This is a genomic window from Cedecea davisae DSM 4568, from assembly GCF_000412335.2.
Lineage (GTDB): Bacteria > Pseudomonadota > Gammaproteobacteria > Enterobacterales > Enterobacteriaceae > Cedecea > Cedecea davisae.
Window position 1 is genome coordinate 3,496,876 of sequence record NZ_KE161030.1, and the last position, 25,977, is coordinate 3,522,852.

Consider the following 25,977-nt stretch of genomic DNA (forward strand, 5'->3'; position numbering starts at 1 on the left):
CTACCAATTTACTCAAGTATTATTGGCCCGATTTTTTGGGGTTTTCCAGCGACGCCAGCATGCCGCGCAGGATGTTTAATTCCTGACTTTCCGGGCGGGCGCGGGTGAATAAGCGGCGCAGTCTGTTCATCACCTGGCCTGGGTGAGTCGGACGGATAAAGCCGCTTTCCTGCAGCGCCTTTTCGAGGTGGCCATAGAAGCGCTCTAAATCATCCACCAGCGGGTATGGCGCATCTTCCTCTTCTTTAGAGGCTTCTGGCTGTTCCTGAGTGGCAAGCCAGGCAATGCGCACTTCATAGGCGAGGATTTGCACCGCCATCGCGAGGTTAAGGGAGCTGTATTCCGGGTTAGCCTGAATAGCCACATGATAGTGGCACTTTTGCAGCTCTTCGTTGGTCAGGCCAACGCGCTCGCGGCCAAAGACGATAGCAACCGGCGCATGCTGCGCTTCGCTGATGCTTTTCAGGCCGCATTCACGCGGGTCGAGCATCGGCCACGGTAATGTGCGGGAGCGGGCGCTGGTGCCAACCACCAGGCTGCATCCTGCCAGCGCTTCATCAAGCGTATCGACAATTTTAGCGTCGCCGATAACATCGCTGGCGCCAGCCGCCAGGGCAATAGCCTGAGAGTCAGGTTTTACCAGCGGATTCACCAGCCACAGGTTAGTTAAGCCCATGGTTTTCATAGCACGGGCCACGGAGCCCATGTTGCCGGTATGCGAAGTTTCGACCAGCACGATTCGTACGTTTTGCAGCATTATCATTCACAGCCTGGGAAGAATATCGCAATATCTTATCATATCCCTGAGACATATTCCGAACGCTCTGCTATACTCCGCCGCGATTTCCGTTCTTTAACATCCAGCGAGAGAGACCGATGCAACATCCTATGTTGACCATCGCCGTGCGTGCTGCGCGCAAGGCGGGTAATGTAATTGCCAAACACTACGAAACTCCTGATTCCGTAGAAACCAGTCAGAAAGGCAGTAATGACTTTGTGACCAACGTCGATAAAGCCGCCGAAGCGATGATTATCGAAACAATCCGCAAATCTTACCCGCAGCACACCATTATCACCGAAGAAAGCGGTGAACATGCAGGCGAAGATACGGATGTGCAATGGGTTATCGATCCGCTGGATGGCACCACCAACTTCATCAAACGTCTGCCACACTTCGCCGTCTCTATCGCTGTTCGCATTAAAGGCCGCACCGAAGTTGCCGTGGTCTACGATCCAATGCGTAATGAACTGTTTACCGCTACCCGTGGCCAGGGCGCACAGCTCAACGGCTACCGTCTGCGCGGCAGCACCGCTCGCGACCTGGATGGCACCATCCTGGCGACCGGTTTCCCGTTCAAACAGAAACAACACGCAACCACCTACATCAATCTCGTTGGCAAGCTGTTCACCCAGTGCGCGGACTTCCGCCGTACCGGTTCTGCCGCGCTGGACCTGGCCTACGTTGCCGCTGGCCGCGTAGACGGTTTCTTCGAAATTGGCCTGAAGCCGTGGGATTTTGCCGCTGGCGAACTGCTGGCTCGTGAAGCGGGCAGCCTGGTTTGCGATTTCACCGGCGGCCACAACTACCTGCTGACCGGTAACATCGTTGCGGGTAACCCACGCGTAGTTAAGGCGATGCTGTCTACTATGCGTGAAGAGCTGAGCGACGCGCTGAAGCGCTAAGTTTTGCTGTACCCTCCCCCGCTTACCGCAAGCGAGGGAGGGTTAATTTTCAAACATCAAAAAGGCCGAATTCCTCGCGCCATCGGCTGCACGCTCAGCCACATAATCACCGCCGCAGCTATCAAAATAACGCCCCCAGCCAGAGCAAGCGTTGACCAGCCAACCTGCCGCCACAATACCGGCGCCTGATTGCCGCTCAATCTTACGGCCAGCGTACGGAAGCTATGCACCAGCAACGCCAGCCCTGAAATCGTTATTGAGGTACCCGCCGCCATTGCCAGCGCCGACAGCACGCCCCAGCCAAACACGCCGATAACTTTGCTGAACAGCAGCACCATAATCGCGCCTGAACACGGCCTCATTCCCATCGAGAGCACAATCATCAGCCGCGCACGCCAGTCGCTCCCGGCAGCCAGCTGCTTTTCGTCCGGCATATGCTGATGCCCGCAGCCGCAATGAGCATGATGAACATGGTGCGGGGTAAACGAGGTGAATTTGGGTTTGCGTTTCAGCAACACGCCCAGCCTTCGCAGAGCCCGCCAGCTCAGCATTCCCCCGAGCACGCCCACCAGTAAATAGCTTCCTTTTTCCAGCCAGAAGCTGCTCAGGTGCAGCTGGCGTGAGGGCAGCGCCAGGACGACCAGCACAACCACCACCAGCAATATTGCCACCAGCCCCTGGAGCAGAGAGGCGGCAAACGTCAACCGCAGGCTGCTTGCTATCTTTGAAGGATGAGTGGCAAGCCAGGTGGTTATCACAATCTTGCCGTGCCCCGGCCCCAGGGCATGCAGCACGCCGTACACAAAGCTAAATGAAAGCAACGACCAGCCAGCGCGGGTCGGGTTTTCCGCTACCTGCCGCAGCAGCCCGCTCAGCTCCTGGTTGATTGCACGCTGCCAGCTGGCGGAATTTAGTAAAATCTGCGGCCAGTAAATCCACAGGCTATAGAGCCCGGCAGCGGCGAATAAAAGAAACAGCGCCAGCGGCCAGAGGTGAACCCATCGGCGGGAAGCGGCGGAAGAAGAGGCAATTACTGACATGCTAACGTCACCTCCTGGGCAAACTGCTTCCCGAGATCCATATCCTCCGGCGGCGCGTCGGCTTTATCCAGCGACTGCGCAAACAGCAGCGTCTCTTCGTTCGGTTTTGGCGTGTGAACGGAAACTTTGCAGCTCGCAGCCAGCTCCTGCGGCAGGTGAACATCCTGAGGGTGGTCGTAGCTCATATCGACAAAATAAGTCGGGTCGAAGGTTGAGAAACGGTAGGTCTGCCCTTTCAGCGGCTGCGGGTGCGCCAGCGGCAGAATAAAGGTTAAAACGGCCTGGTGATTAGCCCGGCTAAGGCCGTATTCCGGCGGTAAATTGTTGAACTTCACTTTTTCACCGTTGTGCCAGAACTCGGTGAAATAGTGCTGGCCGAGCACGTTGGCCATGACATCTGCCGCCAGCTTTTTCCAGACCGGCGAGCCGGGTTTAGCGTCTCCTGCGTCATACAACAGATCTGCTGAAGTAATATCGTCCATCGTCCACTGCATTTTAAGGCCGGTTAACTGCCCGTCTGCCGCCACCGGCGTCGTGACGAGAGAGATAAAACTGTGGGGATGAGCCTGCACGCATGCGGCAGAAAACCCTGTTAATAGTGCAACTACTCCCATCAGGCTGATTCTTTTGTCGCCCATGCTTCCCTCAAGATTTAAATTCTGTGAGCCAGCCGTAATTCCGTGATGAAAAACTAAAAATGGCGATATATTCGCCGAAAGCTTTAGCTATTCTTATCATCTGACACCAAATTCAGGACTGCCAGATGATGACACTGCTGACTCCGCCGCCATCTGTGCTTTCCAGTTCGCAGCGCCGCTGCCACCTGCTTTTGATGCTTTACCTTCCGGAGCAGGACGTTACGCCGGAGGCGATTGCCAGCATCAACGGCGTGGACCAGACGCAAACCCTGCAAGATATAGCCGACACGGGCCTCGAGATCCAGAGTTATCACCGTCTCTCTCTGGCTCAGCAGCAGGACGGCAGCTATCGGATTGAAGGCACGGCGCTCGACCGCCGTCTCTGCCTGCTGCACTGGCTGCGCAGGTCGCTGCGTCTTTGCCCGCAGTTTGTGCTGCACCATTTCAGCCCGGCGCTGAAGGCTCAGCTCAAAGAGCTCGGGATAATCAAAGCCCTTTATGATGAAACCAACTTACGTGCGCTGGTCAACCTGTGCGCTCGCCGCCTGCAAAGGCAGTACGACAGCCGTGACAGCCAGTTTCTGACGCTGTTCTTGCAGTACTGCCTTTATCAACATCATTCCGGTAGTTCCCCGCAGCTCTCTGCACGCCAGCGGGAATGGAGCCAATTGCGCCCGGAGTTTTCCGTGGCCCGGGAAATTGCCCGCCACTGGCAGCGGCGCGTCATGCAGCCCGCAGACCAGGACGAGCAACACTTCCTGGCGCTGCTGTTTCAACTGTTAAGGATCCCCGACCCGCTCAATGACCAGCATCCCCAGGACACGCGCCTGCGCGGCGAAATTGGCCTGATGATTGAGCGTTTTCACCGCCTCGCCGGGCTCTCTTTTAGCGACGAACAAGGGCTAAGCGACCAGCTTTATATTCACCTGGCCCAGGCGCTGAACCGCTGCCAGTTTGATATCGGTATCGACCATAGCCTGCCGGAGGAGATAACCCGCCTCTACCCGCGCCTGATGCGCACCTCACGGGAGGCGCTGGCCAGTTTAGAGCAGCATTATGAGATTCGTTTTTCGGATGCGGAAGCGGGTCTGGTCGCGGTGATATTTGGCGCCTGGCTGATGCAGGAAAGCGATATTCAGGAAAAACAGGTACTTCTGCTTACCGGCGACGACAAAGCGCTGGAGCAGCAAATAGAGCAACAGCTGCGTGAGCTAACGTTGCTGCCCCTCAATATTAAACACCTTGCGGTTCAGGAGTTTCAGAGTCGGGGCGCGCCGCGAGAGGTGGTGCTGGTTATCACGCCCTACGCCACCTCTTTGCCGCTGTTCTCGCCGCCGCTTATCCACGCCACGCTGCCGCTGGGAGAGCATCAGCAATTGCGGATAAAACAGCTGCTCGAATCCTAGCTGCTAGGGGCGACTTTCGGCCTCAGGAATAGAGCCGGGAGTGCCACCAGAGCCATTACCCAGAACATCCCGCCCTGCAAATGCTGGTACAGGAAGCCGGAGAAAATCGTCATCACGGCTATTCCACCGCCCATTGCCACCGCAGAATAGACGGCCTGAAGGCGAATAACTTCCCCACCTTTGCGGGCGGAGATATAACGCATCGCCGCAAGATGGCAAATAGTAAAGCTGCCGCAGTGCAGGATCTGGGCAACAATAAGCCACGGCAGATCGGTGGTTGAGGCCATCAGGCCCCAGCGGATCACTCCGGTGACGGTAGAGAGCAGCAGTAAATCGCGGGCGCTCCAGCGGCGGAACAGCTTATTGCTAAGCGCAAAGATAACGATTTCAGCCACTACGCCAAGCGACCACAGATAGCCGACCACCGAAGCGGAATATCCCGCTCCCTGCCAGTAAATGGCGCTGAAACCGTAATAAGCAGCATGCGCCCCCTGGAGCAGAGAAACGCAGGCCAGAAAACGCCAGGCGCTGATTATCAACCCTTTCCATGCAGGCCAGCCCGCCGACTCCTGATGCCGGGCTTCGCCCTGGGGCATAATAGAAGGCCGCAGCATCATGCCGATTAACATCGACGCCGCACCGATAGTCAGCAGCACCTGAATCGCCTGATAGCTAAACTCGCTCACCAGCTTCCCGGTAAGAGCCGAGCCAATCACAAACGCCAGCGAACCCCAGAGCCGCACGCGCCCGTAGTCCATGGTGATTTGCCGCTGCCAGGTTCCGGCTAATGCGTCGGTCAGCGGCACCAGCGGCGAAAAGAACAGGTTAAAACCGACCATCGTCAGCAGCAGCCAGAGCGAAGCATGGCCCAGCCAGAAACCGGCGGCAAAGATAAGGGTAACGAGGGCTAACAGGCGGAGAGCAAAAACAAGGCGGGAAGGATCGGTCACTCGGGGGGCTAACAGTAAACTACCGAGGAAACGGGCGATTAAACCAGACCCCAGCAGCAACCCGATGGTTTCGGGGGGAAGCCCTACGCCTTTGAGCCAGACGCTCCAGAAAGGCAAAAACACGCCATAACTAAAGAAATAGGTAAAGTAGCTGAGCGCCAGCCAGCGCGTGGAATGCAAAACCATGATCCCTCCCGTTTTGGAGGCGTTAGTGTCGGGGATAGCCGGCCGGCATGCAAGTAAACATTAACAGAGCAATAACACATATCAAAACAAAGGTTAATCGACCTCAACTACCATTTCCAGACGGGTTGTCTCTGCTCGCCCCAGCCTCACTAAACCCGGCATCCCCGGCAGGTTATGGGCGTTGACCGGATGCGTTTGCGGCTCCAGGCAGATAAACGGTTGGTTCTGCATTCGGAACACCATCAGATAAGGCGTTGGGCATGAAAGGCGCACCCGCATGGCGCCGCTTTCAATCAGCGCATTCCCGTTCCAGCCCGAATAACCCACGTTCAGCCATCCATCGGCAGGAACCTGTCCCGAAGAAAAATCCGTTTGCTCCGTTAGCTCCCCTTGCCACTCGAGAGGCAGATGGTGCTCGCCTTCCGGCCAGTAGCCGCTGGCCAGAAACTGCACCCGGCTTTGCGGTTCAAGCGCAAAGTATGGATGCAGTCCCAGACCGTATACCATGGCTTTATCGCCCAGATGCGTTAGCTCTAGACTTACCCGAAGCTGGTTTTCCACCAGCTTGTAGGTTAAGTGCGCAAGGTAATCAAACCCGCAGGCATGGCGGCTTTCCAGGCTCAGGGTCAGTTGCTGCGGATGATGCTTCTCAACCTGCCAACGCTTTATCCAGCCGTCGCCGTGCAGGAAAAAGCGCTCGTCGACGGGGCTTTGGGGCAAAGCTATCTGCTCGCCGCCCAGCCGAAATTGATTCCCTTCCACCCGGTTAGCCAGGGGCAACATCGGGAACAGCGCCGGTTCGGCAGGATAGAAAACCGGCTTGTTGTGTTTAAGCGACTCGAAGCTGAAGACTGAAGCCCCCTGAGGGGCAACAGTTAAACTCAGAGAGGCATTTTGCAGTCGCAAAATATCCATCAGCGCAGCGCCTTTGCAGCAGATGCGGGAGCAGAATGAATACGCCCGGACGCCAGCTGCTGTTCCAGAGCCTCCAGGCTAACGCCTTTGGTTTCAGGCACGAAGCGGCGCACATAGATAAAGCCTGCGGCACAGATAGCGCCATACAGCAGGAAGCTCCCGGCAGCACCCAGCCCGGCGTTCAGCAGCGGGAAGGTGTAGGTCAGCAGGAAACAGGCCACCCAAAGCGCCAGCGTCCCCAGCGACATCGCCAGACCGCGCACGCGGTTAGGGAAAATTTCCGACAGCAGAACCCAGGTCACCGGAGCAAGCGTCAGCGCATAAGTAGCAATCGCGGCCAGCACCAGAATGAGAACCGGCAGGCCGAGTATGCCCAACCCATAGGCTGCGCCAATCAACGCATAGATAATGGTCAGCCCGGACGCGCCAAACAGCATCAGCTTGCGGCGGCCGATTTTATCCACCAGCGGCAATGCAGCGATGGTGAACACCAAGTTGATAAGACCCGTAGCCACAATGGATTTTAATGTGCTGTTAATATCAAACCCGGCGGAGGCAAAAATCTCCTGCGCGTAGTTGAAAATGACGTTGATCCCGCACCACTGCTGGAACACCGCCAGCACCATGCCGATGATAATTATCGGACGAACCTTCGGCTCCCACAGCGCCGACCACGACACTTTCTGAGTATCCTGGCTTAGGGTTTTCTGAATATCCTTCAGCGTTTCGTCGGCGTAGCTTTTGCTGCCGATGCGGCTGAGCATCTGGTGAGCCCGTTCGCTCTTCCCGGCGCGAACCAGCCAGCGCGGAGATTCAGGCACAAAGAACATCAGAATCAAAAACGCCGCGGCCGGTACCACGCCTGAGCCAAACATCCAGCGCCAGCCAACCTGCCCGTTCCAGCTGGCGCTAATCTCCTGCAAAGTGGCGTGGCTGGCGACGGGTTCAGCAATCATCAGGTTAACAAGTTGGGCGGCCAGCACCCCGATAACGATAGTCAGCTGGTTTACCGCCACAAAACGCCCACGCTGGGCCGCCGGGCTGATTTCTGCGATGTACATCGGGCTAAGGGCGGAGGCAAGTCCAATCCCCACTCCGCCGACAATGCGCCAGGCCACAAACAGATCGAAATGACTCGCCATCGCGGTTCCCCAGGCCGATAAGGTAAACAATAACGCCGCGATAATAAGCGGAATCTTGCGGCCATATTTGTCGGCACACCAGCCGGAGAGCAGCGCACCAACCACGCAGCCCACCAGCGCGGAACTCATCGCCCAGCCGGAAATGGCCGGGTCGGTAATCGAGAAATAAGCTTCGTAGAAGGGTTTTGCCCCGCCGATAACCACCCAGTCATAGCCGAACAGCAGCCCGCCGCAGGCCGCGACCAGACAGATGGTCCAGACGTAGCCCATGCGTAATTGCGATTGCATACGATCCATGGTCGATCCTCATCTTGCATTTGTAGGGTAAGAGAGCGGGCGCTCATCGTCGCCCGCTGGTTATTTTCACAACATGCCGATGCTCAGGGCCTGACGAAGCAGATGCGCTTTGTCGTGGGCCGGGTTAAGCGCCAGTAACTCATCAATAAGCCGGTTGAACGCGAGGGTATCGCCGAGGCCGAGATGACCAAGCGCCTCGACAAAAAGGCAGTGCTGGAGATGCGCCCTGAGTGGGTTACCATCCAGCGCAATCAGGTCAGGCAACGAGACGGCAAAGAAATCAGGTTCTACCGCATCGTCGCGGTGCTGCCGCGCCCACTCGATAAAGGCGCTGAACTTCTGCTGCGCCGCTTCAGGCTCGCCAAGCTGCTTTTGTGCCATGGCCTGGTAAAAGAGATAATCCACCGGCTGGTCGTTGTAATAGCGCCCGGCCTCAAGCGTAGAGCCACCCTTCAGAGCCTCGCGATAGCAAGCCTTAGCGGCATCGGCACGCTGCTGCTGTTGGGCGCAGCGGCCAAGCAGATACCAGATATCGTTATCGCTCTGGCCCACCAGGCGGCCTTCCCCGAGGTTTTCCGGGTAGCGCAGCGCCTGCTGGAGCAACTCTTCAGCAAGGCCCGGTTCGCCTTTTTCGATATGCGCCAGAGCACGCAGCTGCTGGTTAATCAGATACTGTCCGGTCACTTTCCCTTCCCCACCTTCCCACGGGTGGAACTTACGTTCGGCCAGCACGCGAGCTGCCTGCTCATGTTTGCCATGCTGATGCCAGAGGCTAAGCAGTTCGGCGGTGAGATCGTCGCGCTTCAGGGCTACGTCACGCTGCGCTTCAAGCCGGGCAAGACGTTCTGCCGTTGGGCGGGCATTCAGCTTTAACAGGAAGTCGAGTTCAAACAGGAAGCGGCCGTTGTCTGGCTCAAGCTCAACGGCGCGCTGGAGCAGGGCTTCGGCACGCCGGGCGTCCTGCTGCTTATTCCAGGCGTGGATCGCCAGGACGCGCTGTACCGCAGCAAATTCAGGCATCTCCTGAGCACAGAACTCCCAGCAAGCCAGCGCTTCAGCGTAGCGGCGTTTGCTGTACCAGAAGCAGCCCAGCAGATATTGAGCAAAGCCGTCCTGCGGCAGACGCATCAGCATCTGAACCTCATCAAGCGTGTTGGGGAAGCGAACCCGCAGGGCAAATTGCTGCTGAGCCAGGGAAAGATAGCGGGCCTGCCGCTGAGGGTCGGTTTCCAGCGAGGCCTGCCAAAGCAGCGGCATTGACTCTTTTGAAGCCAGCACCTCAAGCAGCTCGCGGGCGGCATGCTCTGCGCCAAAGCTCATCAGCCAGCCCGCCAGCACGCTGGCGTTGGTGCCGCGCTGCCCGGTGACCCGCAGCAGTTCGAGTTTGTCTTGCTCCTCGCCGGTGATTGCCCAGCGGGCGTAATGCAGGGCGTAACTTAGCGGCCAGCTTGCAAGCTGCTGCGTTACCCACTCCAGCGCCTGCCCCCGCTCTCCGCTTTGTTGCAGGACCAGCGCCTTCAGCCCCATCGCCAGATTGTTGGAAGCATTGAATTGCAGACTTTGTGAAACCAGAGTCAGCGCTCGGCCCGTGTCGCCTTTACGCATCGCCAGCCGGGCCAGAGCATAGAACGCCGCATCCCGGCAATTGCCGCTCCAGCTTGCCTTGTAATAGTCGTCGAAAGCGCCGTCATAATCGCCGAGACGCTCTTTTGCCGCCCCGCGCAGCTGGCTGGCATCGCCGTTCTGCGGATTTTTATTCAGGCGATGGGCTCTCAGCAGAGCCGCATCCGCATATTCCTGAGCCTTTTGCCAGTTGCCGCGGTTAAATTCGAGCGTTCCAAGCGCAACGTTGCAGCGGTAGTCGAGCGGGTCAATTTCCAGCGCGCGCAGGTAATAGTCGAAGGCGGAGCGGCTGGCGTGCAGGTACTGCTCCAGATGCTGGCCGATGAAGTACAGCTCGTCGCAATTATCAATCTGCTGCGGCCTGGCCGGAGCCTGCGCGGCCTGAGGCAGGGGCAGCTCTTTAGCAATGTGCTCGCAGTAATCAAGCACCACCGCGCCGGAAGCATCAATCAGCGAGAGCGTCAGGCGTTGCGGCCAGCTTTCTTCCAGCCGCTGCTGCCAGACTTCCGCCGGAGCCAGAGAAAGAGATGTCTGCCAAAGTGGGTTATCGCCATCGCTAATTACCAGCGTCATATCGGCCAGCGGGGCAATCGCATATACGCCGAGCGCCAGCGCATCGCCATCCCGCTCCAGCTTGATTGCCGCCTGAGTGTTGGCATTTTGTACAGTACCGAGCCCGCTGTAAGGCAGGAAGTTCTGCACAAATACTTTCTCTTCGTACGGCGCAATCCAGGTGAAATCCGGCTGGTTGTCGGTGAACACGCCGGTCATCAGCTCGATATAAGGGCCGTTGCTGTCGGTCAGGTTGCGATCCCAGGCCAGGCCAAAATCACAATTGCCCCAGGTCCACTGCTTTTTGCCCGGCGAAACGTGGTGATCGGCAATATGCAGCAGCCCGCCCTGCTCGCCGTGGTGGTAAGCACCAACGAAGTCATAATCGGACTTGTCCGCCATATAAGAAGTCGGCACCGGGATATTTTTGTAGCGCGAGATATCAACCCCGGCGGAATAATCCACTTTGTAGTAGGTGCCGTGGGCAATCGGGAAAGCCGAAACATCGCGTTTGCCGTGGTCGAACACCGCCGTTACGTCAGGCGGGAATACGCTTTGATGCTCGTCGCCGCCCTTCACCGCCGGATTGGCCCACCACAGGAAATGGCGCGGCGTGGCGTTGCCGTTAAACACTTTGCCGGTGATTTCGATCAGCGCTTTTTCCGGGTACAGCGTAAATCCGGTCATCACCTGCAGGCCACGCATCGGCTCAACTTCACCCAGCCAGACGGTTTGCGCCCCGCTGTCGTGCTGCTGGAAGGTCACATCCACCGGCATAAACGTGGTCGGGCGGTGGTGCTGCGGCCAGTTAAATTCAATCCCGCCGGAGATCCACGGCCCTACCAGGCCAACCAGCGCGGGCTTAACGACCTCGTTGTAGTAAACGAAGTCACGCTGCATCACTTTGTCCCAGGCGCGGTGGATGCGCCCACCCAGCTCCGGCAGCAGCATGACGCGAATAAAATCATTCTCCAGCCATACCGCCTGGTACTCACGAATTTCACGTTTTCCGGTCAGGGTGTCTATCACGCCGTAGGGATAAACCGCGCCGGAAGATCCCTGATACACGCGATTTTCCAGGAACATCGGGTTCGGATCTTCTGCTCCGGTGGTCCAGGTGGGAAGTGAGATCGTTTCCTGCCAGACTTTAACGGCTCCGTACATAGCAACTCTCCAGTAAACAAATAATAGTGAATGGGGTGTTGCCGACAGTTTGAAACAGCCGCTTATGATTTAATCGCTTAATGCTCACGCAATATAGTTAACGAGGTTTAGTGAAATGCAGGAGTCGGGTCTCAACAATCAGCGGGTGCGCCAGCTCAACCGGCAAACCCTGATGAAGCTGGTATGGCGGCACAAGCGGCTGAGTAAATCGCAGTTTGCCCAGCATACCGGGCTGTCTATTCCGGCAGTCAGCAATATTCTTGAGGAGCTGGTGGATGAGGGCAAACTCAGCCACTCCAGCGAAAACCTCAGCAGCCGCGGGCTAAATAGCGGCAGCTATCAGATACCGCCGGACGGCGACTACATTCTCTGCATGAACGTGACGCCCACCAGCATTGAAAGCCAGCTATGCAGCGCGCAGCTCACGCCGCAGGGCGATTTTGAACGACGGTCGATTGTCGCCCCCACGCCGCAGGCCCTGCTCTCGGCAATAGAAGCCATCTGGCACCAGCAGCGCAAAAGCTGGCCGCAAAAGAAAATCAATCTGGCGCTCGGCATTCACGGTCAGGTCGACCCGGTTACCGGCGTGTCGCAGACCATGCCTCAGGCCCCGTGGCGCGAGGCGGTTGAGATTAAATATCTGCTGGAAGAGAAGCTGGACGTCGAAGTACTGCTGGATAACGACTGCGTAATGCTGGCCCTGGCGGAGAAGTGGCAAAACGCCGGAAACCGCGAGGATTTTTGCGTACTCAACGTCGATTATGGCATCGGCTCTTCGTTCGTCATCAACGGGCAAATTTATCGCGGCAATCTCTACGGCAGCGGGCAAATTGGCCACACCATCGTCAACCCCGACGGCATGGCCTGCGACTGCGGCCGCTACGGCTGCCTGGAAACCGTTGCCTCATTAAGTGCGCTAAAAAAGCAGGCCCGTATCTGGCTAAAAACGCACCCGGAGGCGCAGCATCATGACCCGGAAAAACTCACCTCGCGCCAGCTTGTGCAGGCGCTACATGCGGGTGATGAAAGGGTCGCTCGCTGGGTTGAAGACTCGGCCAATGCCATTGGGCTTAGCCTGTATAACTTCCTTAATATCCTCAACATCAACCAAATCTGGTTCTATGGCCGCAGCTGCGAATTTGGCGATAACTGGCTGAACGCCATTAAACAGCGCATCGGCTTTAATCCCTTCGACCATGGCGATGCGTTAAAAAGCAATGCCACGCAAATAAACTTCGGCCAGCTCACGCGCGCCCAGCAGGTCATGGGGATTGGCTATGTATATGTAGAGTCCGGGCTGGGTAATGAATAATTCAGGTTAAATTAAAGTTTATTTTACTTTCATTCAAAACCCAGAAACCAAACCCATAAACACATTATGGCTAATTGATTAATTAGCCAGTTAGTAATTTATGTTTACTGAATTATAAATCCTCGCGCAAAGTCTGGCTCAAGGCGGGCACCTACAATGAGCCTGGTTTGCTATTGCTCATTTTAATGTGAAAAGAATCCGAATTTACCGCGATTAACAATTCCTATACTCAGGAGAGCTCCAAATGGAATTAGCCCGCGCATGTGAAGAAAGGGAACCGGAACGAACAGCCTTGCCCCGCGATAAAGTTTCATGGTCTACCGCCATCTCTTATGGCATGGGTAGCTTCGGCGCCAACGTGATGTATGCATTTATCGCTATTTACCTGATGCTCTATTACACCGACAGCTTCGGCATTAAAGCCGCCGCCGTTGGTTTATTATTTCTGATTGCACGGCTGGTTGATGGCGCGACAGATATTGCGCTCGGTATATTGGTTGATAATACCAACACCCGCCTCGGAAAATTTCGCCCGTGGATTTTAGTGGGCAGTATTTTAGTCTCATTGACCACCGTAGCCTGCTTTCTCAGCCCTGATTTATCGGAAGCTGGGAAGCTGGTTTATGCCTATTCAACCTATATTTTGTGGAGCATTTGCTTTGCCATTATCGACATTCCTTATTGGTCATTATCGGCGGCAATAACGCAAAACCCCACGGAACGAACCAAGGTTATTACTATCCCGCGGACGATTGCCACATTTGGCTTTTTATCGGTCAGTGCCGCCACGCTGTGGCTGGTAAAATTCGTCGGCAGCTGGTGGGGTGTGGCGCTAATTTATAGCCTTATTTTTCTCGCCTGTATGCTGATTACCTTTTTTGGCGTTAAGGAAAAACATGTTGTCCCACGCAAGGAGCGACAGAGCTTTAAGGGTTTCTGGACGCTGCTAAAACAGCATCGCCCGCTGCGTTTATTGCTTATAGGCATGTTCTTACTGGAAATGATTGGCGTTATTCGCGGCACCTTCCAGCTCTATTTCTTTATTTATAATCTGAATGCCGAAATGATGCTCGGCGCATTCCTCACGGTCTCCATGGTGGCCCAGGTGCTGGGCGCGATTTGCTCGCCTTTTATCTCGGCAAAAATAGGCAAAAAGAATACCGCTCTTTATAGCAGCGCGCTGATGGGCCTGGCCTGTATGACGCTTTTCTTTTTCCAGAGCAATATTATTTTGATTTTTGCCGTCGGCGCTCTGGCACCGTTCTGCGGCGGGATTGGTCAAATATCTCTTTATTCTATGGTGGCGGACTGCGTCGAATACGGTGAATGGCGCAGCGGCAACCGTTCGGAAGGGATGGTTTTCTCGCTCAATATATTCAAAACCAAACTGTCAGGCGCCATTGGCGGTGCTATTGGCGGTTTTATGCTCTCCTGGGCTGACTACATTCCCCATCAGGTTCAGGCCGTTGAAACGGCGATGTGGATTGGACTGCTGTTTACCTTAATCCCCGGACTGCTAACCCTGGTTAGTCTGATCCCACTCGCGCGCTACGAAATAACCGAGAAGCGCTTCTACGAAATCCTCGACGATATTCACCAACGTAATGCCACATCTTCCCCGGAGGCAAAAGTATGATTAGCTGGAATGCTGAGCAGCAGAGTTTTCATCTGCATAACGACCATATCAGTTACGTGCTGGGCATTGTGCACCAACGCTATCTGGTTCATTGCTACTGGGGCAAGCGCATTGCCACCTGCACCAACGTGCACGACTATCCGAAACTGGATCGTTCTTCATTTTCACCAACACCTTCCGGCTGGCCTGACAGAACCTTTTCTCTGGATACCGTTCTGCAGGAGTACCCGGGGCACGGAGCGGGAGATTACCGCGAACCGGCTTTCGAAGTGCGCTACGCGGACGGTAATCAGGTCAGCAACCTGCATTACTTTTCCCACCGCATCGTTGCCGGAAAAACGGCCCTTGAAGGTCTTCCCGCCACCTGGGCTACCGCGCAGGAGGATGTGGAAACGCTAGCGATCACGCTCGCCGACCCGATCACAGATTTGCAGGTAGAGTTGAGTTACACCATTTTTCGCGACCAGCCAATTATCACCCGCAGCGCACGCATCACTAACAAAGCCGGGGCTCCCCTGCGCCTGATTCGCGCCCTGAGCTGTGCTCTGGATTTCCCGGACGCCGATTTTGAGCAAATCCAGTTCCCCGGAGCCTGGGCCAGAGAGCGCCAGCTTCACCGCCAGCCGCTGCACCCCGGCATAACGGTGCTGGACAGTAAACGCGGCGCAAGCAGCACACACCAGCAGCCGTTTATCGGCCTGGTTCGCCCGGAAACCACCGAAATGCAGGGCGAAGCCTGGGGGTTACATCTGGTCTATAGCGGTAATTTTACCGCCCGTACAGAGGTTGACGCCTATAGTCAGACCCGCGTTCTACTGGGTATTAATCCACACGGTTTTGGCTGGCAGTTAGCGCCGGGTGAGACATTCCAGACGCCGGAAGCGGTGCTGGCATGGTCGGATAAAGGCTTGAATGGCCTGTCGCAGTCGCTGCATCGGCTGTACCGCGATAATCTGGTACGCGGTGAACATCGGCACCGGACTCGCCCTATCCTCGCCAACAACTGGGAGTCCACCTACTTTGATTTTGACCAGCAGGAGTTGCTGCACTTTGCCGAAAATGCGAAACGGCTCGGTGTGGAGTTACTGATGCTGGACGACGGCTGGTTCGGCCAGCGCGACGCCGATACCTCATCGCTGGGTGACTGGTTTGTCAATCGCCAGAAATTCCCGGACGGGCTGCGCCCGCTAATCGACAAAGTGCATCATCTGGGGATGAAATTCGGCCTGTGGTTTGAACCAGAGATGATCTCACGGCGTAGCGAGCTGTTTGCCAGCCACCCGGACTGGGTGATTCATGCAGGAGAGCAGCCGCTGTCAGAAGGCCGCAATCAGTACATTTTAGATTTAGGCCGCAAGGAAGTACGTGACAATATCCTTGCCCAGCTCAGCACATTCCTGGACGCCCACCCGGTGGATTACATCAAGTGGGATATGAACCGAAATATGACAGAAGTCGGCTCCGCCGCCGCCCAACCAGGACAGCAGCAGGAAACGGCCCACCGCTACATGCTGGGCCTTTATGCCCTGCTCGAAGCCCTGACCGCGCGCTACCCGCACATTCTTTTTGAATGCTGCGCCGGAGGCGGTGGCCGCTTCGATCCGGGCATGCTGTATTACATGCCTCAGGCCTGGGTGAGCGATAATACCGACGCCGCCTCACGGGTCCATATCCAATATTCAACCAGCCTACTCTACCCGCCGGTTGTGCAGTGCGCCCATGTCTCAGAAGTGCCAAATCACCAGATGGGGCGCTCGACCAGCATGGAGATGCGCGGTGCAGTTGCCATGAGCGGCAACTACGGGCTGATGCTCGACCTGATGCGCAATGATAGCGAGCGTGACCAGGCCGTGATGCAGCAAATCGCCTTCTATAAAACGCATCGCCAGTTGCTGCAATTCGGCACCTTCTGGCGGCTGGTCAGCCCCTGGGAAAACGCCGATTTTGCAGCATGGATGTTCGTCTCACCGGACAAAAGCGAAGCCCTGCTGATGGCATTCTCCCTCGTCAGCCAGGCCTCGGCTCCGCTGCGTAAACTCCGCCTCGCCGGGTTGGATCCCTCCGCCCGGTATCAGATAGACCAGACCGATAGCCCAAGGGGCGGCGACGAGCTGATGTACAGGGGCATCTATATCGATCCTCCGCTCTGCCGCGACTACATTAGCCGCATCTGGCATCTGACACGCCTCCCATAGCCTGCGGGGGCTAACGCCCCCGGTTTTCACGCGTTGTTTAGTTATCTTCACAAGGAAGAGGAACTTCCCTATGCGCAATTTAAGCTGCCGTTCTCTGCCGCTCGCGGTACTGATGGCGACCGTTGTTATTCCTGTTTTTACCCCGGCCAGAGCCGCAGGCTTTGTGGATGACTCTATTTTGACCGGCGGCGTCTACTACTCTCAGCGCTACCGCGATAAGCGAGATATGACGCCGGGCAGCCCGAATTATGGCCAGTACGTCGAAGACCTTCATCACGCCACATTTAACGCCAACCTCGATTTTAGCTCGGGCTTTATTGGCGACACTTTCGGCTTCGATGTTGCCGGTTTTGTCGCTGAAAATCTGGCAACCGGTAATGCCGCACACCCAAATGAGATCGGCTTAAGTTCGGCCAACCAGCGCTGGGGCGAGCACTGGGCGGGTGATAAAGGCGGCTTCAATCTCTACAAAGCGTCGCTGAAATTTAAATATGACAATTATTGGGCGCGCGCGGGCTACATTCAGCCTACCGGCCAGACGCTGCTCGGCGTCCACTGGGGCTTCGTTCCCGGCGCTTATCAAGGCGCTGAGATAGGCGGCAACTGGGACTTCGGCGAATCGGGTGCGCTTTCCAGCTCTTACTTCTGGGCCAATAAATACAAGGCGCCGTGGTATACGGAAATGTACGAATTCCGCGCCGCCGATAACACAAGCAAAGTCGATTACGTGCACGCCCTTGGCCTGCGTTACGACTTTAAAAACAAACTTGTCCTGGAAGCCTCCTGGGCGCAGGCCGCTGATTTTATGGATCAGTATATGGGCAAAGTGTCCTATAGCTTCCCGGTGGCGGAGCGTGACCTGCGCATCAGCTATCAGTTTTACGGCGCAAAGGATAAAGTTGGTAGCAATACTCACGCCGCCTACGGTTCGGTGAATGATGAATACGACGGACTGGCGTGGTTACAGGGTATTACGCTTGGCTACACCGTCGATCCTCTGGATTTTCGTCTTGAGGCCCAAACGGTCAGGGCTCCGGGGAATCAGGGCTTCTTTCTCCAGCGCATCACCCCGGCCTACGCCAGCTCTAACGGGCGCATGGACATCTGGTGGGATGCCGCCTCCGACTTCAACGCCAACGGTGAAACGTCGGTTTTCGGCGGCGTGACATACGACCTGAAAAACTACGATTTAGCCGGTTGGGCCGTTGGCGCGGGTTATGTCTATGCCTGGGGCGCAAAGCCCTGCACTACCTGCACAGTGAACGGAGAACAGGCCGACCAAAGCCAGCGTATCAATGAATCAGCATGGACGTTGAACATCGCCCATACCGTGCAAACAGGCCGCCTCAAAGGCACCTTGTTTAACCTGCACTACATCAATTACGACAACCACGGTAACAACCCGAACTACGGCGGTGGCTACAACAACATGTTCCAGGATGAAATCGACATTAAATTCAACGTCATCGCACCGTTTACCATTTTTTTATACGGGCCTGTATGTGAGGAGAAAATAAGAAAACACAAATGACAGGCTTTATCCGTACCTGTTTTTTGTTTACATCTGGCAATGGCGAGTTTTGTGGTTGTGTATTAGCTTTATGTTAATTCCCCCACAAAACGAGCCACTTATGAATACGCTGCGCTATTTTGAGTTCGGTCAGTCACGTTCTTTGGTTTTGCTCATTGCCCGTATTGCGCTGGTGCTGCTGTTTATTATTTTCGGCTTTCCCAAAATCAGCGGCTTTAGCGGCACCGTTGAGTATATGGCCCATCTTGGTGCGCCGCTGCCGATGCTGTCCGCGATTATTGCGGTGCTGATGGAAGTGGTGGCTGCGCTGTTAGTTGTGCTTGGCTTCTTTACCCGTCCGCTGGCCATTTTGTTTGTGTTTTATACCCTCGGCACCGCGGTTATCGGCCACCATTTCTGGAATTTGACCGGCGATGCCGTGCTGCCGAACATGATTAACTTCTACAAAAACGTCAGTATTGCCGCAGGGTTCCTGCTGCTGGCGGTGGTCGGCCCGGGCGCTATCTCACTCGATAAACGCTAAACATTTCCCTGTTAAAAAGGCCGCAGTTCAGATGTGCGGCTTTTTTATTGCTCCCCCCTCTTTCAGCAATAAACCCTGACTCGCTTCAGCTCACAATTTCATAACATTTTTTCGGCGCATTCCCACCCAGACTCACCTCCAAAAGCTTCGCTCAACGCAAATTGTTTATTAATTGTTATTTATTTGTATGTAAAAACAACAAAAATTAACACTACCATTCCTGATAAAGTTAAAAAAACATCATATATTTAACATAAAATTAACTAAATTATATCTAAAAACAAACAATAATGGGCGTAAATCACAATTAAAAAAACTGCGATTCATTCCCTCTTCCCTTCGTTGCTAGTCTGCTGTGCGTGACATGCCTCAGTCCCTAATAAAAAAGGTACACCTATGAAATTCAAACTCGCCTTACTCAGTGCAACCCTGATTTCTGCATGCATGTTGTCCGGAACGGCCGCCGCGGCGGAAAAATATGAAATCGCGGTGGTGGCGAAAGTCACCGGCATTCCGTGGTTCAACCGCATGGAAACCGGCGTCAATGAAGCCGCTAAAAAACTGAACGTTAACGCCTACCAGACCGGCGCTGCAACGCCGGATCCTGCCCAGCAGGTTAAGGTGATTGAGGATCTGATCGCCAAAAAAGTGAACGCCATTATCGTGGTGCCTAACGACGCTAAAGTGCTGGAGCCCGTGCTGAAGAAAGCCCGCGACCAGGGCATCGTGGTGCTAACTCACGAATCGCCTGACCAGCAAATTGGCCAGTGGGATATCGAAACCATCGACAGCGAAAAATACGCTCAGGCCAATATGGACGAGCTGGCAAAAGATATGGGCGGGAAAGGCGGCTATGCCATTTACGTCGGCTCGCTGACCGTGCCGCTGCACAACGCCTGGGCAGACTCCGCCATCAAGTACCAGAAAGAGAAATACCCGGACATGTTCGAAGTGACCTCGCGCCTGCCGGTGGCGGAAAGCATTGATAAATCCTACTCCACGACGCTTGATCTGATGAAAACCTATCCGCAGATGAAAGGCGTGATCGGCTTTGGTTCACTCGGCCCGATCGGCGCAGGGCAGGCGGTACAGAAAAAACGTGCGAAGGATAAGCTGGCGGTTGTCGGTATCGCAATGCCGGGCCAGGCAGCGCCTTACCTGATGCGCGGTGACATCAAGAAAGCGCTGCTCTGGGATCCTAAAGATGCCGGTTACGCTCTGGTAACGGTGGCAGACCAGCTGTTACAGGGTAAAGCCGTGACTAAAGATCTGACCATTGACGGTTTGGGCAAGGCAGATGTCGACATGGATAAGAAAGTGATCCGTTTTAATAAGATCCTCGAAGTCACCAAAGATAACGCTCAGTCTCTCGGTTTCTAAGGCACTTAAGCCAACACCACGGAATCGGAACGCCGGTCATTCGGCCGGCTTTCTCGTAAAGATTATTTTCTGGTGCCCATTCCGGGCGCCGGCAGGGGTATGACCCATGACCGACACTTCCGCATTTATCACTCTTGAGAATATCAGCAAGCAATTCCCGGGCGTGCGGGCGCTGGATAACGTCAATCTGACGCTCAAAAAAGGCGAAGTCCACTGTCTGGCCGGGCAAAACGGCTGCGGTAAGAGCACGATTATTAAAGTGATTTCCGGCGTTTACCACCCGGAAAAAGGGGCGCAAATTGCCCTCGACGGCAAGCTGTTTCATCACCTGACGCCGACGCTGTCGGCGCATTACGGCATCCAGGTTATTTACCAGGATCTTTCGCTATTCCCGAACTTCAGCGTGGCCGAGAACATTACCATTCACCGCTACCAGCCGGGCGGCAGCCTGTGGGTAAACCGCAGCGCGATGAGAGAGCAGGCCATGGCGGCCATGCAGCGTATCGGCGTGGCGCTCGATCCCGACAAAAAGGTCGAAAAGCTCTCAATAGCCGACCGCCAGCTGGTTGCCATTTGCCGCGCCATTGCCGCCGACGCCAGGCTGGTGATTATGGATGAACCCACCGCCTCGCTGACACGTCAGGAGGTGAATGGCCTGCTGCGCGTGGTTAATGAACTCAAAGCAGACGGCATCTGCGTGGTGTTTGTCAGCCACCGCCTGGACGAAGTAATGGAAGTCGCCGACCGAATCAGCGTGATGCGCGACGGCAAGCTGGTCGGCACCTGGCAGGCCAGCGAGCTGGACAGCCACGAGCTGGCTTACCTGATGACCGGCCAGCGCTTCCACTACAGCCCGCTGCCGGAAAAACCACCGCTCGACAGGCAACCCATGCTGGAGCTGCGCGGTTTAAGCCGCAAGGGGAAATACCACAACGTAAACCTGGCGCTGCGCGGCGGCGAAATTGTCTCGATAGTCGGCCTGCTTGGTTCCGGCCGTACCGAGCTATGCATGAGCCTGTTCGGTATGACCCAGCCGCAAAGTGGAGAGATGCTGATCGATGGCAAACCGGTGAAGCTGCGCAGTAACCATGATGCGATCAAACAGGGTATTGGCTATGTCTCGGAAGATCGCATGACCCAGGGGCTTATTATGGAGCAGTCGATCTACGACAACACTATCGTCACCGTTTTCGACCAGCTCCACACCCGCAGCGGCCTGCTGGATCATGCCAAAGCGCGCGAGCTGGTTGCCACGCTGATCCGCGAACTCAACATCAAAGTGTCCGATCCCGATTTACCGGTAAAAACCCTTTCAGGCGGTAACGCCCAAAGGATCGCCATTGCTAAATGGGTAGCCACTCGCCCGCAGATATTAATTCTCGACTCGCCAACGGTTGGGGTCGATATCGCCAACAAAGAGGGCATTTACCAGATTGCCCGTGACCTCGCAGAACAGGGGATGGCGGTATTAATGATTTGCGATGAGATCCCGGAAGCTTACTACAACAGCCACCGCGTGCTGGTGATGCGCCGGGGCGAGCTGGTAGCGGAGTTTAATCCTCACCGCTGTAGCGAACAGGAAATTGCTGAGGTAGTCAATGAATAGCCCTCGTCTCTCCCGCCTGGCCGGGCAACATGAATTCTGGCTGGGGCTTCTGGTCGTCGCCCTGGCCGTGGGTCTTAGCATCAGTACCGACGAGTTTTTATCGCTGGGTAACCTGACGGACGTTGCCACCAGCTACGCCATTCTCGGCATTCTGGCCTGCGGCCTGTTTGTGGTGCTTATCTCCGGGGGGATTGATATTTCCTTCCCGGCGATGACCGCAATCGCGCAGTACGTGATGGCGAGTTGGGTTATCGCCCACGGCGGTAACTTTGCGCTGGCGCTGGTCCTCTCGATTGCCGTCGGGCTACTGCTCGGGCTTATCAACGGCTTCCTGGTTTACTGGCTCCGTGTGCCGGCGATTATTATTACCATCGCCACGCTGAACCTCTATTACGGCCTGCTGGTTTATCTCACGAAAGGGACGTGGCTTTACGGCTTCCCGGACTGGTTTATGAACGGCATCAACTGGTTCTCTTTCACCGCCAAAGACGGCTATCAGTACGGGCTTACTCTGCCGCTCTTGTGCCTCGCAGCGGTGATTATCTTTACCGCCATATTGATGAACTACACGCGCCCTGGCCGCCAGATTTATGCCATGGGCGGTAACCGCGAGGCGGCTTCTCGGCTGGGGATGAACCTGCTGAAACTGCATTTTTATGTCTACGGATATATGGGCATTCTCGCCGGGGTTGCCGCGGTGGTTCAGGCGCAGATTACCCAGTCCGTTGCGCCTAATTCGCTGCTCGGTTTTGAGCTGACCGTGTTGGCGGCGGTAGTGCTGGGCGGAACCAGCATGACGGGCGGGCGCGGCACACTAACCGGCACGCTGCTGGGCGTTATCCTGCTGGCCTTCCTGCAAAACGGCCTGACGCTGCTTAGCGTCTCTTCATACTGGCATGCCGTATTCAGCGGCGTAATTATCCTGGTCAGCATCAGCGCAACGGCCTGGAATGAAAAACGCAAACTCGCAAGGGAGCTTTAAGATGAAGACCTTCGCCAGATTTTTACCCGGTGACGCCATCATCCGGCTGCAGTGCGCAATCATTATTGCGGTGGCCCTGGCCTTCTCCCTGCTGCTTGGCGGGCGCTTCTTTAGCCTCGCTAACTTCCAGTCCATCGGCTCACAATTGCCGATCCTCGGGATGCTGGCGCTGGGCATGGGAATGACGATGCTCACCGGCGGCATTAACCTGTCGATTATCGCCGGGGCTAACGCCTGCTCGCTGGCAATGGCGGCGGTTATCGTCAGCCATCCTGATAATCCTCTGTTTTTTGCTCTGGCAATGCTGGCCGGTATAGCGGTCGCCGTGGCTATCGGCACGCTGAACGGGGCGCTGATTGCGTGGGTTGGCGTCTCGCCTATCCTCGCCACGCTGGGGACCATGACGCTGATTTCCGGCCTCAATATTTTGCTCTCTAACGGGACGGTGATTTCCGGCTTCCCGGCGGCGATTCAGTATCTTGGCAACGCCTCAATTCTTGGTATTCCCGTCGCCCTGCTGCTGTTCCTGCTGGTGGCGGTTCTGCTTTGGGTGCTGCTTGAGCACACCACGCTCGGCCGCAGCCTCTATCTTGTCGGCTCAAACGAACAGGCTACGCGCTTTAGCGGCGTAAACACCGTGCGGGTGCAGATTTCTGTGTACATCATTTCCGCGCTGCTCGGCTGGGTCGCCGCCATTTTGATGATGGCAAAATTCAACTCGGCTAAGGCCGGGTACGGCGAATCTTACCTGCTGGTGACCATCCTTGCTTCGGTGCTGGGCGGCATCAATCCGGACGGCGGCTTTGGCCGCATCATCGGCCTGGTGCTGGCGCTGATTGTGCTGCAAATGCTGGAAAGCGGCTTTAACTTGCTGGGGATCAGCAGCTATCTGACCATGGCGCTCTGGGGCGCGGTGCTGATCCTCTTTATCGCATTACAGAATCGTAAAGCCTGAATTCAGGAGAATAATTATGGCGAGTTACTTCATTGGGGTGGACGTTGGAACGGGAAGCGCCCGGGCGGGCGTGTTTGACCTGAACGGCAGAATGGTGGGCGAGGCAAGCCGGAGCATCGAAATTTTCCGCCCGCAGGCTGATTTTGTTGAGCAATCCTCAGACAACATCTGGCAGGCTGTGTGTAACGCAGTCCGCGACGCGGTGAACCAGGCGGACATCAACCCGATTCAGGTTAAAGGCCTTGGCTTCGACGCCACCTGTTCGCTGGTGGTGCTGGATAAAGAAGGTAAACCGCTGACCGTTAGCCCGTCCGGGCGCAGCGAGCAGAACATCATCGTCTGGATGGATCACCGCGCGATCGCCCAGGCCGATCGCATTAATGCCCTGCACCACCGGGTGCTGGACTACGTTGGCGGCATTATCTCGCCGGAAATGCAGACGCCGAAGCTACTGTGGCTGAAGCAGCATATGCCGAACAGCTGGTCGAATGCCGGTTACTATTTTGACCTGCCGGACTTTCTGACCTGGCGAGCCACCGGGGACGATACCCGCTCGCTCTGCTCGACGGTCTGCAAATGGACCTATATGGGCCACGAAGATAAATGGGACAGCAGCTATTTCCGCCAGATCGGGCTGGAAGACCTGCTGGAACACGATGCGGAAAAAATCGGCCGCTACGTCAAAACCATGGGTGAGCCGCTGGGCCACGGTCTGACCCAGCGCGCCGCCAGCGAAATGGGTCTGATTGCCGGGACCGCCGTCAGCGTATCGATTATTGATGCCCACGCGGGCACGCTCGGCACGCTGGGCGCCTGCGGCGTAACGGGTGAAGTAGCTGATTTTGACCGCCGCGTCGCGCTGATTGGCGGAACGTCAACCGGCCATATGGCTATCTCAAAAGAGGCGCGTTTTATCAACGGCGTCTGGGGGCCTTACTATTCGGCGGTGCTGCCCGGCTACTGGCTTAACGAAGGCGGCCAGTCGGCTACCGGGGCGCTTATCGACCATATTATTCAGTCGCACCCTTGCTATGACGCAATGCAGGCGCAGGCCAAAGCCCAGGGGCATACCATTTATGAGCAGCTGAACGCCCTGCTGCGGAAAATGGCCGGAGAGCCGGAGAACATCGCCTTTCTGACCCGCGATATGCATATCCTGCCCTACTTCCACGGCAACCGTTCGCCGCGCGCCAACCCAACGCTGACCGGCGTTATCAGCGGGCTTAAACTTTCCCGCACGCCGGAGGACATGGCGCTTCAGTATCTGGCAACTATTCAGGCCATCGCGCTCGGCACGCGCCATATTATTGAGACCATGAACCAAAGCGGTTACACCATCGACACCATTATGGCGAGCGGCGGCGGCACTAAAAACCCAATTTTCGTCCAGGAACACGCCAATGCGACCGGGTGCGCCATGTTACTGCCGGAAGAGAGCGAGGCCATGCTGCTGGGCAGTGCCATGATGGGCACCGTGGCTGCGGGCGTGTTCGACTCGTTCCCTGAAGCCATGTCGGTGATGAGCCGCATCGGCAAAACGGTTACGCCGCAGACCAACCGCATCAAGCAATATTACGACCGCAAATATAAGGTGTTCCACGAGATGTATCTCGACCATATGAAATACCGCCAGCTGATGCAGGAGGAAGCATGAGCGAGTCCTGGCAGCAGGCAACCCAGGCCTGGAGCGTTTGCAGCCGGGAGCTGGCGGCGCTGGAGCAGCATCTGAGTGAGTCGCTATGGCAGGCTTTGCTGGCGGAGATCAGAAACTGCAAAGGCAAGATAGTGGTCACCGGCGTCGGCACGTCCGGCATTGCGGCGCGAAAAATTGCCCATATGCTGGCCTGCGTTGAGCGCCCGGCTATTTACCTCAACGCCACCGACGCGGCCCACGGCGATCTCGGGTTTTTACGTGAAGATGACCTGATGATAATGCTTTCCCGCGGCGGGAATTCAGACGAGCTGACCCGCCTATTGCCGGGGCTGGCTTCCAGAAATGTGCCGCTTGTTAGCGTGACCGAAAATCCGGGTTCAGCTATAGCCAAAGCGTCCAGGCTAGTTATCTCCACCGGGGTAAAGAACGAAATGGACCCGCTTAACATGCTGGCGACGACCTCGATTATTCTGGTGCTGGCCATTTTTGATGCGGCCTGCGCCTGCCTGATGAGCGAGAGCGGCTATTCGAAGGAGAGGTTGCTGGCGGTGCATCCCGGCGGAGACGTCGGGCTGACGCTGCGAAAGCAGCAGTAAATAAAAAAGGC

General features: G+C 56.1%; 20 protein-coding genes. 13 read left to right on the forward strand and 7 right to left on the reverse strand.

From position 1 onward, the window contains the following. Positions 1–19: 19 nt before the first annotated feature. The gene (trmJ, locus tag HMPREF0201_RS15830; protein WP_039899389.1) at positions 20–757 is read right to left on the reverse strand and encodes a tRNA (cytosine(32)/uridine(32)-2'-O)-methyltransferase TrmJ; all 738 of its coding nucleotides are present in this window, start codon (positions 755–757) and stop codon (positions 20–22) included. Between the two features lie 119 nt (positions 758–876). On the opposite strand from trmJ, the gene suhB reads away from it, so the two are divergent. Continuing rightward, positions 877–1,683, forward strand: a complete 807-nt coding sequence (suhB, locus tag HMPREF0201_RS15835; RefSeq protein WP_115586338.1) for an inositol-1-monophosphatase — start codon at positions 877–879, stop codon at positions 1,681–1,683. A gap of 56 nt (positions 1,684–1,739) precedes the next feature. On the opposite strand, the gene HMPREF0201_RS15840 is transcribed toward suhB, so the two are convergent. Together HMPREF0201_RS15840 and HMPREF0201_RS15845 are read right to left on the reverse strand one after the other, a co-directional pair. After that, entirely contained in the window at positions 1,740–2,723 is a 984-nt protein-coding gene (locus HMPREF0201_RS15840; RefSeq protein ID WP_016537762.1) for a nickel/cobalt transporter, read from the reverse strand. After that, positions 2,714–3,337 carry a DUF1007 family protein gene (locus tag HMPREF0201_RS15845; RefSeq protein ID WP_115586381.1) on the reverse strand — a complete coding sequence of 208 codons (624 nt, stop codon included), beginning with the start codon at positions 3,335–3,337 and terminating at the stop codon, positions 2,714–2,716. The genes HMPREF0201_RS15840 and HMPREF0201_RS15845 overlap by 10 nt, the downstream gene beginning before the upstream one ends. A gap of 149 nt (positions 3,338–3,486) precedes the next feature. Here HMPREF0201_RS15845 and csiE point away from each other — a divergent pair, with 149 nt between their 5' ends. Continuing rightward, a complete protein-coding gene (gene csiE, locus HMPREF0201_RS15850) occupies positions 3,487–4,767 on the forward strand; it encodes a stationary phase inducible protein CsiE (protein WP_039898634.1) in 1,281 nt (426 codons plus the stop codon). Here the strand turns inward: csiE and HMPREF0201_RS15855 are convergent. The 4 genes from HMPREF0201_RS15855 to HMPREF0201_RS15870 form a co-directional block, all read right to left on the reverse strand. Further along, positions 4,764–5,903, reverse strand: a complete 1,140-nt coding sequence (locus HMPREF0201_RS15855; RefSeq protein WP_016537765.1) for a 3-phenylpropionate MFS transporter — start codon at positions 5,901–5,903, stop codon at positions 4,764–4,766. The two genes, csiE and HMPREF0201_RS15855, sit on opposite strands and share 4 nt — an antisense overlap. 93 nt (positions 5,904–5,996) lie before the next feature. Beyond that, positions 5,997–6,818 (reverse strand): aldose 1-epimerase, encoded by an 822-nt coding sequence (locus tag HMPREF0201_RS15860; RefSeq protein ID WP_016537766.1) that lies wholly within the window; start codon positions 6,816–6,818, stop codon positions 5,997–5,999. After that, entirely contained in the window at positions 6,818–8,257 is a 1,440-nt protein-coding gene (locus HMPREF0201_RS15865; RefSeq protein WP_016537767.1) for a sugar porter family MFS transporter, read from the reverse strand. Before HMPREF0201_RS15865 ends, HMPREF0201_RS15860 begins: the two co-directional genes overlap by 1 nt. A 66-nt stretch (positions 8,258–8,323) precedes the next feature. Beyond that, positions 8,324–11,596 carry a DUF5107 domain-containing protein gene (locus HMPREF0201_RS15870; protein ID WP_016537768.1) on the reverse strand — a complete coding sequence of 1,091 codons (3,273 nt, stop codon included), beginning with the start codon at positions 11,594–11,596 and terminating at the stop codon, positions 8,324–8,326. Between the two features lie 115 nt (positions 11,597–11,711). Here HMPREF0201_RS15870 and HMPREF0201_RS15875 point away from each other — a divergent pair, with 115 nt between their 5' ends. The 11 genes from HMPREF0201_RS15875 (at position 11,712) to HMPREF0201_RS15925 (ending at position 25,966) form a co-directional block, all read left to right on the forward strand. After that, positions 11,712–12,908, forward strand: a complete 1,197-nt coding sequence (locus HMPREF0201_RS15875) for an ROK family protein (RefSeq protein ID WP_016537769.1) — start codon at positions 11,712–11,714, stop codon at positions 12,906–12,908. A gap of 244 nt (positions 12,909–13,152) precedes the next feature. Next, entirely contained in the window at positions 13,153–14,544 is a 1,392-nt protein-coding gene (locus HMPREF0201_RS15880) for an MFS transporter (RefSeq protein WP_055696371.1), read from the forward strand. Continuing rightward, positions 14,541–16,739 carry an alpha-galactosidase gene (locus HMPREF0201_RS15885; protein WP_016537771.1) on the forward strand — a complete coding sequence of 733 codons (2,199 nt, stop codon included), beginning with the start codon at positions 14,541–14,543 and terminating at the stop codon, positions 16,737–16,739. Before HMPREF0201_RS15880 ends, HMPREF0201_RS15885 begins: the two co-directional genes overlap by 4 nt. Before the next feature lie 112 nt (positions 16,740–16,851). Then, the gene (locus tag HMPREF0201_RS15890) at positions 16,852–18,270 is read left to right on the forward strand and encodes an OprD family outer membrane porin (RefSeq protein WP_016537772.1); all 1,419 of its coding nucleotides are present in this window, start codon (positions 16,852–16,854) and stop codon (positions 18,268–18,270) included. A gap of 100 nt (positions 18,271–18,370) precedes the next feature. Continuing rightward, positions 18,371–18,793: a DoxX family protein gene (locus tag HMPREF0201_RS15895; RefSeq protein WP_039898637.1), complete on the forward strand. Its 423-nt coding sequence runs from the start codon at positions 18,371–18,373 to the stop codon at positions 18,791–18,793. Between the two features lie 396 nt (positions 18,794–19,189). Next, positions 19,190–20,173 (forward strand): autoinducer 2 ABC transporter substrate-binding protein, encoded by a 984-nt coding sequence (locus tag HMPREF0201_RS15900; protein ID WP_016537774.1) that lies wholly within the window; start codon positions 19,190–19,192, stop codon positions 20,171–20,173. A 106-nt stretch (positions 20,174–20,279) separates the two neighbouring features. Then, positions 20,280–21,779: a sugar ABC transporter ATP-binding protein gene (locus HMPREF0201_RS15905; protein ID WP_016537775.1), complete on the forward strand. Its 1,500-nt coding sequence runs from the start codon at positions 20,280–20,282 to the stop codon at positions 21,777–21,779. Continuing rightward, entirely contained in the window at positions 21,772–22,761 is a 990-nt protein-coding gene (locus HMPREF0201_RS15910; protein WP_016537776.1) for an ABC transporter permease, read from the forward strand. The genes HMPREF0201_RS15905 and HMPREF0201_RS15910 overlap by 8 nt, the downstream gene beginning before the upstream one ends. A 1-nt stretch (position 22,762) precedes the next feature. Continuing rightward, a complete protein-coding gene (locus tag HMPREF0201_RS15915; RefSeq protein ID WP_039898644.1) occupies positions 22,763–23,716 on the forward strand; it encodes an ABC transporter permease in 954 nt (317 codons plus the stop codon). A 16-nt stretch (positions 23,717–23,732) separates the two neighbouring features. Then, positions 23,733–25,370, forward strand: a complete 1,638-nt coding sequence (locus tag HMPREF0201_RS15920) for an FGGY-family carbohydrate kinase (protein ID WP_016537778.1) — start codon at positions 23,733–23,735, stop codon at positions 25,368–25,370. Then, on the forward strand, positions 25,367–25,966 hold the full coding sequence (locus HMPREF0201_RS15925; RefSeq protein WP_016537779.1) for a KpsF/GutQ family sugar-phosphate isomerase: 600 nt from the start codon (positions 25,367–25,369) through the stop codon (positions 25,964–25,966). The genes HMPREF0201_RS15920 and HMPREF0201_RS15925 overlap by 4 nt, the downstream gene beginning before the upstream one ends. Positions 25,967–25,977: the final 11 nt, after the last annotated feature.

What these genes read in the sequence shown, in the direction of transcription:
- trmJ (WP_039899389.1), bottom strand. Translation starts at nt 757, where the DNA reads ATGCTGCAAAACGTACGAATCGTGCTGGTCGAAACTTCGCATACCGGC.
- suhB (WP_115586338.1), top strand. Translation starts at nt 877, where the DNA reads ATGCAACATCCTATGTTGACCATCGCCGTGCGTGCTGCGCGCAAGGCG.
- HMPREF0201_RS15840 (WP_016537762.1), bottom strand. Translation starts at nt 2,723, where the DNA reads ATGTCAGTAATTGCCTCTTCTTCCGCCGCTTCCCGCCGATGGGTTCAC.
- HMPREF0201_RS15845 (WP_115586381.1), bottom strand. Translation starts at nt 3,337, where the DNA reads ATGGGAGTAGTTGCACTATTAACAGGGTTTTCTGCCGCATGCGTGCAG.
- csiE (WP_039898634.1), top strand. Translation starts at nt 3,487, where the DNA reads ATGATGACACTGCTGACTCCGCCGCCATCTGTGCTTTCCAGTTCGCAG.
- HMPREF0201_RS15855 (WP_016537765.1), bottom strand. Translation starts at nt 5,903, where the DNA reads ATGGTTTTGCATTCCACGCGCTGGCTGGCGCTCAGCTACTTTACCTAT.
- HMPREF0201_RS15860 (WP_016537766.1), bottom strand. Translation starts at nt 6,818, where the DNA reads ATGGATATTTTGCGACTGCAAAATGCCTCTCTGAGTTTAACTGTTGCC.
- HMPREF0201_RS15865 (WP_016537767.1), bottom strand. Translation starts at nt 8,257, where the DNA reads ATGGATCGTATGCAATCGCAATTACGCATGGGCTACGTCTGGACCATC.
- HMPREF0201_RS15870 (WP_016537768.1), bottom strand. Translation starts at nt 11,596, where the DNA reads ATGTACGGAGCCGTTAAAGTCTGGCAGGAAACGATCTCACTTCCCACC.
- HMPREF0201_RS15875 (WP_016537769.1), top strand. Translation starts at nt 11,712, where the DNA reads ATGCAGGAGTCGGGTCTCAACAATCAGCGGGTGCGCCAGCTCAACCGG.
- HMPREF0201_RS15880 (WP_055696371.1), top strand. Translation starts at nt 13,153, where the DNA reads ATGGAATTAGCCCGCGCATGTGAAGAAAGGGAACCGGAACGAACAGCC.
- HMPREF0201_RS15885 (WP_016537771.1), top strand. Translation starts at nt 14,541, where the DNA reads ATGATTAGCTGGAATGCTGAGCAGCAGAGTTTTCATCTGCATAACGAC.
- HMPREF0201_RS15890 (WP_016537772.1), top strand. Translation starts at nt 16,852, where the DNA reads ATGGCGACCGTTGTTATTCCTGTTTTTACCCCGGCCAGAGCCGCAGGC.
- HMPREF0201_RS15895 (WP_039898637.1), top strand. Translation starts at nt 18,371, where the DNA reads ATGAATACGCTGCGCTATTTTGAGTTCGGTCAGTCACGTTCTTTGGTT.
- HMPREF0201_RS15900 (WP_016537774.1), top strand. Translation starts at nt 19,190, where the DNA reads ATGAAATTCAAACTCGCCTTACTCAGTGCAACCCTGATTTCTGCATGC.
- HMPREF0201_RS15905 (WP_016537775.1), top strand. Translation starts at nt 20,280, where the DNA reads ATGACCGACACTTCCGCATTTATCACTCTTGAGAATATCAGCAAGCAA.
- HMPREF0201_RS15910 (WP_016537776.1), top strand. Translation starts at nt 21,772, where the DNA reads ATGAATAGCCCTCGTCTCTCCCGCCTGGCCGGGCAACATGAATTCTGG.
- HMPREF0201_RS15915 (WP_039898644.1), top strand. Translation starts at nt 22,763, where the DNA reads ATGAAGACCTTCGCCAGATTTTTACCCGGTGACGCCATCATCCGGCTG.
- HMPREF0201_RS15920 (WP_016537778.1), top strand. Translation starts at nt 23,733, where the DNA reads ATGGCGAGTTACTTCATTGGGGTGGACGTTGGAACGGGAAGCGCCCGG.
- HMPREF0201_RS15925 (WP_016537779.1), top strand. Translation starts at nt 25,367, where the DNA reads ATGAGCGAGTCCTGGCAGCAGGCAACCCAGGCCTGGAGCGTTTGCAGC.